Origin of the sequence: Actinophytocola sp. (genome assembly GCF_045807065.1) — a bacterium.
In the GTDB taxonomy this organism is placed as follows: Bacteria; Actinomycetota; Actinomycetes; order Mycobacteriales; family Pseudonocardiaceae; genus Actinophytocola.
Window position 1 is genome coordinate 1 of record NZ_JBJMIE010000470.1, and the last position, 6132, is coordinate 6132.

At 71.0% G+C, this 6132-nt stretch carries 5 protein-coding genes; 1 reads left to right on the forward strand and 4 read right to left on the reverse strand.

Annotated elements, in window-relative coordinates:
* Window positions 1-17 precede the first annotated feature (17 nt).
* From lanKC to ACJ73U_RS27430, 3 genes are all read right to left on the reverse strand, one after another.
* Window positions 18-2606 (reverse strand): class III lanthionine synthetase LanKC, encoded by a 2589-nt coding sequence (gene lanKC, locus ACJ73U_RS27420; RefSeq protein ID WP_407780604.1) that lies wholly within the window; start codon window positions 2604-2606, stop codon window positions 18-20.
* 149 nt (window positions 2607-2755) lie between these two features.
* Window positions 2756-3649 (reverse strand): LysR family transcriptional regulator, encoded by an 894-nt coding sequence (locus ACJ73U_RS27425; RefSeq protein WP_407780605.1) that lies wholly within the window; start codon window positions 3647-3649, stop codon window positions 2756-2758.
* 31 nt (window positions 3650-3680) lie between these two features.
* Window positions 3681-4706, reverse strand: a complete 1026-nt coding sequence (locus ACJ73U_RS27430; protein ID WP_407780606.1) for an FUSC family protein — start codon at window positions 4704-4706, stop codon at window positions 3681-3683.
* A gap of 295 nt (window positions 4707-5001) precedes the next feature.
* Here ACJ73U_RS27430 and ACJ73U_RS27435 point away from each other — a divergent pair, with 295 nt between their 5' ends.
* Window positions 5002-5430: a hypothetical protein gene (locus ACJ73U_RS27435; RefSeq protein WP_407780607.1), complete on the forward strand. Its 429-nt coding sequence runs from the start codon at window positions 5002-5004 to the stop codon at window positions 5428-5430.
* Here the strand turns inward: ACJ73U_RS27435 and ACJ73U_RS27440 are convergent.
* Window positions 5409-6044: a UdgX family uracil-DNA binding protein gene (locus tag ACJ73U_RS27440; protein WP_407780608.1), complete on the reverse strand. Its 636-nt coding sequence runs from the start codon at window positions 6042-6044 to the stop codon at window positions 5409-5411. The two genes, ACJ73U_RS27435 and ACJ73U_RS27440, sit on opposite strands and share 22 nt — an antisense overlap.
* Between the last annotated feature and the right edge of the window lie 88 nt (window positions 6045-6132).

Below are 6132 nucleotides of genomic sequence, written 5' to 3' on the forward strand. Positions count from 1 at the left end.
CCTTTGTCGGGGGTTTTCTACTGACCCACGCCAGCTGGCGTGGGGGTCTGTGGGGGCTCGACGCGCGACGGCGCGAGCAGTGGGGCGTGCACCGGGCGGTCGTGCAGTGCCGCGCCGAGCGCGAGCAGCACGCCGGCGGTGCCGGTCGCGAGGTCCATGGACAGGCGCAGCAGTCCCGTACCCGGGAACGCCATCCCGTCGCCGTACGGCAGCGCGTGCCACGCGAGGTTGCGGACCTGCCGGGCCACGTCCGGGTCCGCCGCCGCGTCGGCGGACCGCCCTGCCAGGTAGAGCAGCACGCCGGCGCGGCCCGTGAGCAGGCCCGGCAGGATGTACATGGGGGAGCGCGCCGTGCGGGTCACCGCCGCCGCGGCCTTCGCGAACTCGTCGTCGCCGCGGCGGCGCAGGTACTCGTCGAGCACCATGCCGATGCCGATGCTGCCGCCGTCCAGGTAGGGCATCGAGCGCCAGCCCTCGTTGACCTCGAGCGTCCCGTTGTCCCGCCAGACGCAGCGCCGCAGGTCGAACCGCAGCGCGTCGGCGGCGCGGTCGAGGTACGCGGCGTCGCCGGTGTCGTCATACATCCGGATCAGGAGCAGCGCGGGACCCGACCGGCCCCGGAACAACCCGGCCCACGGCTGTCCGGAGCCGCTGATGGGGTTGTCCTTCGTGGACTCCGGGGTCTGCGCGACCAGCTCCGCGGCCCGGCGCGCGGCCACCCGCAGCGCCGGCTCACCGGTGGCGTCGGCGAGGTGCAACAGGTTCAGCCCGAACCCGGACACGCCGCCGAGCAGGTCGTGGCCCATGGACTCCCAGTTCTCGCGCAGGCAGATGTCGACGACGTCGAGCGCCTCCTGCCGGTACCCGAGGTGCGCCAGCGCGAACGCGGCGCCGTGCAGCCCGTCGTAGAGGCCGAGCCGGGTGCCGCCCGCCGGGTTGGTGGCCCGCTTGACCAGCCAGTTCTCGTACTCCTCGATTCGGCCGGCACCGGTGACGTCCAGCGCGTACAGCACACCCGCGGCACCGTAGGCGAGACCGAGCCCACCGACCGCGAACTGCTGCGGGTCGCCGGGGAACAGCCGGTCGTCGCGGTGCGGGGTGGCGCTCGCGCGGATCGCGCGGACCAGGTCGTCACGCAGCGCGGGCCACGCGGCGGGGTCCGGTTCGAGCTTCGGGTTCGGCAGGCGCGGGGTCTCCGGTGGCACGATCACGTCGACCGACTGCGCGAGGAAGTCCGTCGGCACCGGGAAGTGCTCGGCGATGATGTCCGCGAAGTGCCGCGCCTTCAACCGGTGCAGGCCGAGCAGGTTGGTCATCGGCAGGAACAGCGCGAACGTCAGGCAGGCCAGCGCGTAGTTGTCGATGTCGAAGCCGTGCACGTCCCGGGGCGGCGCGAAGCCGGGGTTGTTGAGGCCGGGCCGGGTGGCCTCCTCGACCGGCGACGAGACCTCGTAGTCCAGCAACGCGATCGTGTCGTCGGGCCGCACCACGATGTTGAACAGGTGCAGGTCGCCGTAGACGATCCCGCGCTCGTGCACCATGGCGATGGTGTTGCTGACCTGGCGGTGGATGTCGAGCGCCCACTCGCTGAACTCGGCGTACTTCTCCGGTGTCGACGCGGGGTCGATCAGCGGGTACCGCAGGACGATGGCCTTGCCGAGCACGTCGCCCTCGACGTGGTCCATCACGAGGAACCGGTGCTCGCCGAGCAGGAAGTAGTCGTGCACCCGCGGAATCCCGGGTACGCCGGCGAGCTTCGTCAGCGTCTCGTACTCGCGCCGCAGGCGGCGCACGGCGTCGTGGCCCCACGAGTCGAGGCCGGCGTGCGGGCGGGCCTCCTTCAGCACGACCTGCTCGCCGGTGCGGGTGTCACGGCCCACGTAGATGCCGCCGCCGTTGGAGAAGTGCAGCACGCTCTCGATCGTGTAGGGCAGGTCGGTGGTCGTGACCGCGTTGCGGGCGGCCAGGTGCGGCTCCAGGAACGTCGGGAGCGTCACCCACGGCGGCAGGTAGAACACCGGGTCGCGCTTGTCCGGCACGAGGTTCCCGTCCGGGTCGGCGATGGCGTCGACGACCTGACCGGCACTGTCCACTGTGTACCGATTGGCGAACGCGCCGTACCGCACGAAGAGCGGACCGTCGCCCCAGCGCAGGTCACTGAGAATGTACGGACTGGGCTCGCCTTCGAGCTGCTCGCCGAGCTCCGTGAGAATCTTCTCGCAGGCCTCGTCGCTTTCCGGATAAATGGTCACCAGCTTGCCGGCGTATCCTCGGGGGGCGTATTTGGCGACACGGGCGAGCAGCGCGGAGGACGAACGGAGGAACTTGAACGAGATGCCCCGGGCGACGCAGTACTCCCACACCGCGTCCAGCACGCGGTCGGCGTTGTTCTGCGTGGCTGACGCGTGGATCTTCCAGCCCTGCAACGGAGTCTGCTGCCGCTCGGCGGGATGGACGACGAGCCAGTCGTCCTGGGCGCGCAGGGTCCAACCGTCCGGCAACGGCCGGGACGCGGTGGCGAAGGACTCGCCCGCGGTCTCCACCGAGTGCATGGCGTCGTAAAAGGACGGGTCCGCCATGCAGAACGGTTGGTAGTCCTGATCCATGCCCGGTTGCTCCGCTCATCGGTTCACGTTCCGACACACATCGTGGGTCACTTGCATTGCCTGGCCTTAGTGCAAACCGTCATGGATGAACCACGCACATGTCACATATTCGGGATAAACGTGAGTTCGGTTAGACCGGTCGGGTGACGTTACTGCTTCGCGGCGTCCCTGAGCGCCTCGATCAGACCCACAAGTGCCGGCAGCGCAAGGGATGTCTCACGTACCGCGGCATGGATCGAGCGCACCGGCTCGGGCTTGCGCACGCGCCGGACGACCACGCCCGGGTGACGCTGCCCAAGACCCAGTCGGGGAATGAGTGTTACGCCGAGTCCCGCGGCGACGAATCCCTGCGCGGTGGCGTAGTCGTCGCTCTCGACGACGAAGTTCGGGGTGAACCCGGCCGCCGCGCACGCCTCGAGCATGCGTTCCAGGCACGGCCCGGCGGACAGCTCGTTGTTGACCCACGGCTCGTCGGCCAGCTCGGCGAGATCCAGCACGCGTTTGGCCGCGAGCCGGTGCCCCTTGGGGAGGACGGCGTCGTAGGGGTCGTCGAGCAGGTGCACGAGCCGGATGCCGTCCCTCGGCCGCTCGCGGGGTGACACGGTGAGCGCGAGGTCCGCGTCGCCGCGCTCGACCTCCGCCAGCTGGTCGCCGGGTTCGATCAGCTTGAGGTCGACCTGCACGCGCGGGTACTCGGCACGCAGTCTGGCCAGAGCGGGCGGCACGAGCGCGGCGCCGGCGGTGGCGAAGTAGCGGATGGCGAGGCGCCCGGTGCGACCGGCCCGCAGGTCGGCCAGCGCGGTCTCGGCCTCGGCGACGTGCTGTGCGATGACCGCGGCGTGCTCGGTGAGCAGCCGACCGGCGGCGGTCGGGCGGACACCGCGGCCGACGCGCTCCAGCAGCGGGAGCCCGGCCTGCCGCTCGAGCGCGGCGATCTGCTGGCTGACCGCCGAGGGCGTGTAGCCGAGGTTGGTCGCCGCCGCCGTGACCGAACCGCTGGTCACCACGGCTCTGAGCACCTGCAACCGTCGCACGTCGAGCATGTAGCTCAGCTTAAGCGTCGGACCCGGACCGTTAACCCATGGAGGGCAGGAAGCTCCGCGCCCTGTCGTGGTCGAGCCCGGTGGCCTGCAGGAGATCGACGGCGACGGACCGCAGCTGCGCGGTGACCACCCGTGCCGAGAAGCCGACGTGGTCGAGGTCGTGGGCGTCCACGGTCCTGGCCGCCTCGCGGATGGCCTCCCGCACCAGTGCGGGGTCCCCGTCGTCCTCGAGCACCCTGGCGAAGTCGGCGGCCGCGTCGGCCAGCTGCCGGAGGGCCTGGGGAAGGACGGCCGGGAAGGTCTCGTCGTCGGTCAGCGCGGAACGCGTACGCCGCAACAGCACCCGGCTGTTGCGGAGGGCGAGGTCGACGGGCTCGGTCGCCATGACGTACCGCGCGATGCGGTGACGCTGGCGGCGGTGCAGGGGCGAGATGGCGGCGGTCTCCTGCGCGGCGCTGAGGGCGGCGCGGTAGTCGTCACCGGTCCGCTGGGTACGGGCGCGGCGAAGGGCCTCCTGGGCGATCTCGCGGTCCTTCTTGGTGATGGCGTCGGCGGCCGCGGTGAGGGCGGCGGCCAACTCGGCGAGGAGGTCGCGGCCCCGCTTGTCGAGGGCGTCCCGGGGATCGCCGGGCATGAGCGCGACGGCGGCGAGCCCGAGCAGTCCGCCGATGAGCGCGTCGAGCATCCGGTCGAACCCGGCGGTGCCGCCGGGCGGCAACAGCGTGGCGACGAGGATCGAGGAGCTGGCCGCCTGCATCGTGACGAGCGCGCCCCCGCCGAGCAACACGGCGGTGGTCATGGCCAGCCCCAGCACGATCGCGAGCTGCCACCAACCGGTGCCGACCCAGGAGATGAACAGGTCGCCGACCCCGATCCCGAGGCTGACCCCGAGCACCAGTTCCACGACCCGCCGCAACCGCTGCTGCCCGAACCCGACCCCGATGCAGATCACGACCGCGATGGGCGCGAAGAACGGCCGGGCGTGCTCGAAGATCCGCGTGGCGACGAGCCAGGCGATCGCCGCCGCGACGGAGCACTGCAGGATCGGTAGGGCCATGAGCCGCAGAGCATGCCCACGCCGCCGAAGTGTGGCCCGCACCCGAGCCCGCCCAACCCGCACACGATCACGCTAAAGGACAACCGGCGCACTCGCGAACCCCCGCTGCGATCCCCGTGTTTCCCGTGTCCGCAGGTTTGCCGAGGCGCGATGCGGGTAGCTCTGTCCTGGTTGTACCAGCCGGAGGAGAGGCCTCGCCATGAATCGTCCGGATCCCGACAGGACTCGTCTCGATCTCAACCCTGCCGATCCGCTTCCACCCGGTCACCAGCCGCCGCCCGGTGCTCCGCCACCGATGGCCGAGCCCGCCTACGCGGAGCGGCGCGTCAGCGAGCCGGCCATCGCCGAGCCGCCGATCGCCGAGCAGGAGGAGATCGGAGACCCCGACCAGCAGCGGCGCAAGACCGTCAACGTGGTGTGCACGGTCATCAACGTGCTCTGCGCGTTGTTCGCCGTCGTGCTCGCGCTGCACATCATCCTGGTGCTCGGTTCGGCCAACCAGAGCAACGGGTTCGCCTCGATGATCAACAGCTGGTCGTCCGCGGTGTCCCTCGGTCTGCGCGACCTGTTCGTGCCGGCCAACGAGAAGGTGCGGACGTTCCTCAACGACGGCCTCGCCGCGATCCTGTGGCTGGTCATCGCGGCGCTGCTGACCTACCTGATCCGCAAGTTCGCCCTGCCCGGCCCGCGCCGGGTCTCGCACTACCGCCGCGTCTGGCGCTGACCGATGACCGAGGCGGCCGACTTCAGGTCCTCCACGAGGCCCTGATAGGCCGCCTCGCGGTCGTCCGAGCGCAACACCGACGACGGGTGCACCGTCGCCACCGCGCGTGCCGGCCGTTCCGGCAGCTCGACGACCTTGCCGCGCTCCTGGGTCACCTTGAAACCCGTGCCGAGCAGGGACTGTGCCGCGGTCGCGCCGAGCAGCACCACCAGGTCCGGCCGCAGCGTGTCCAGCTCCGCGAGCAGCCACGGCCGGCACGCGACGACCTCCGTGCGGCCAGGCTTCTGGTGGATCCGGCGCTTGCCCCGCTCCGCCTGCTTGAACTTGAAGTGCTTGACCGCGTTGGTGACGTAGACCTTCGTCCGGTCGATGCCGGCCTCGACGAGCGCGCGGTCCAGCAGCTTGCCGGCCGGCCCGACGAACGGGTGGCCCTGCCTGTCCTCCTGGTCGCCCGGCACCTCGCCGACGATCACGACCGTCGCGTTCGCAGGCCCCTCCCCGAACACGGCCTGCGTCGCGTCCTTGTACAGGTCGCAGCCGCGGCAGTCGTGCACTGCCGCGGCCAACTCCTCGATGCCCGCACCCGCGGGCACGTACTCCTCAGCGCCAGCCATACCGAAGAACCCTACCGGAAGCGTCCGACCGGGACTGTCAGTCCACTGTGGACTCTTCGGCGGCGGGCGACCCGGTCGGCACGCGCAG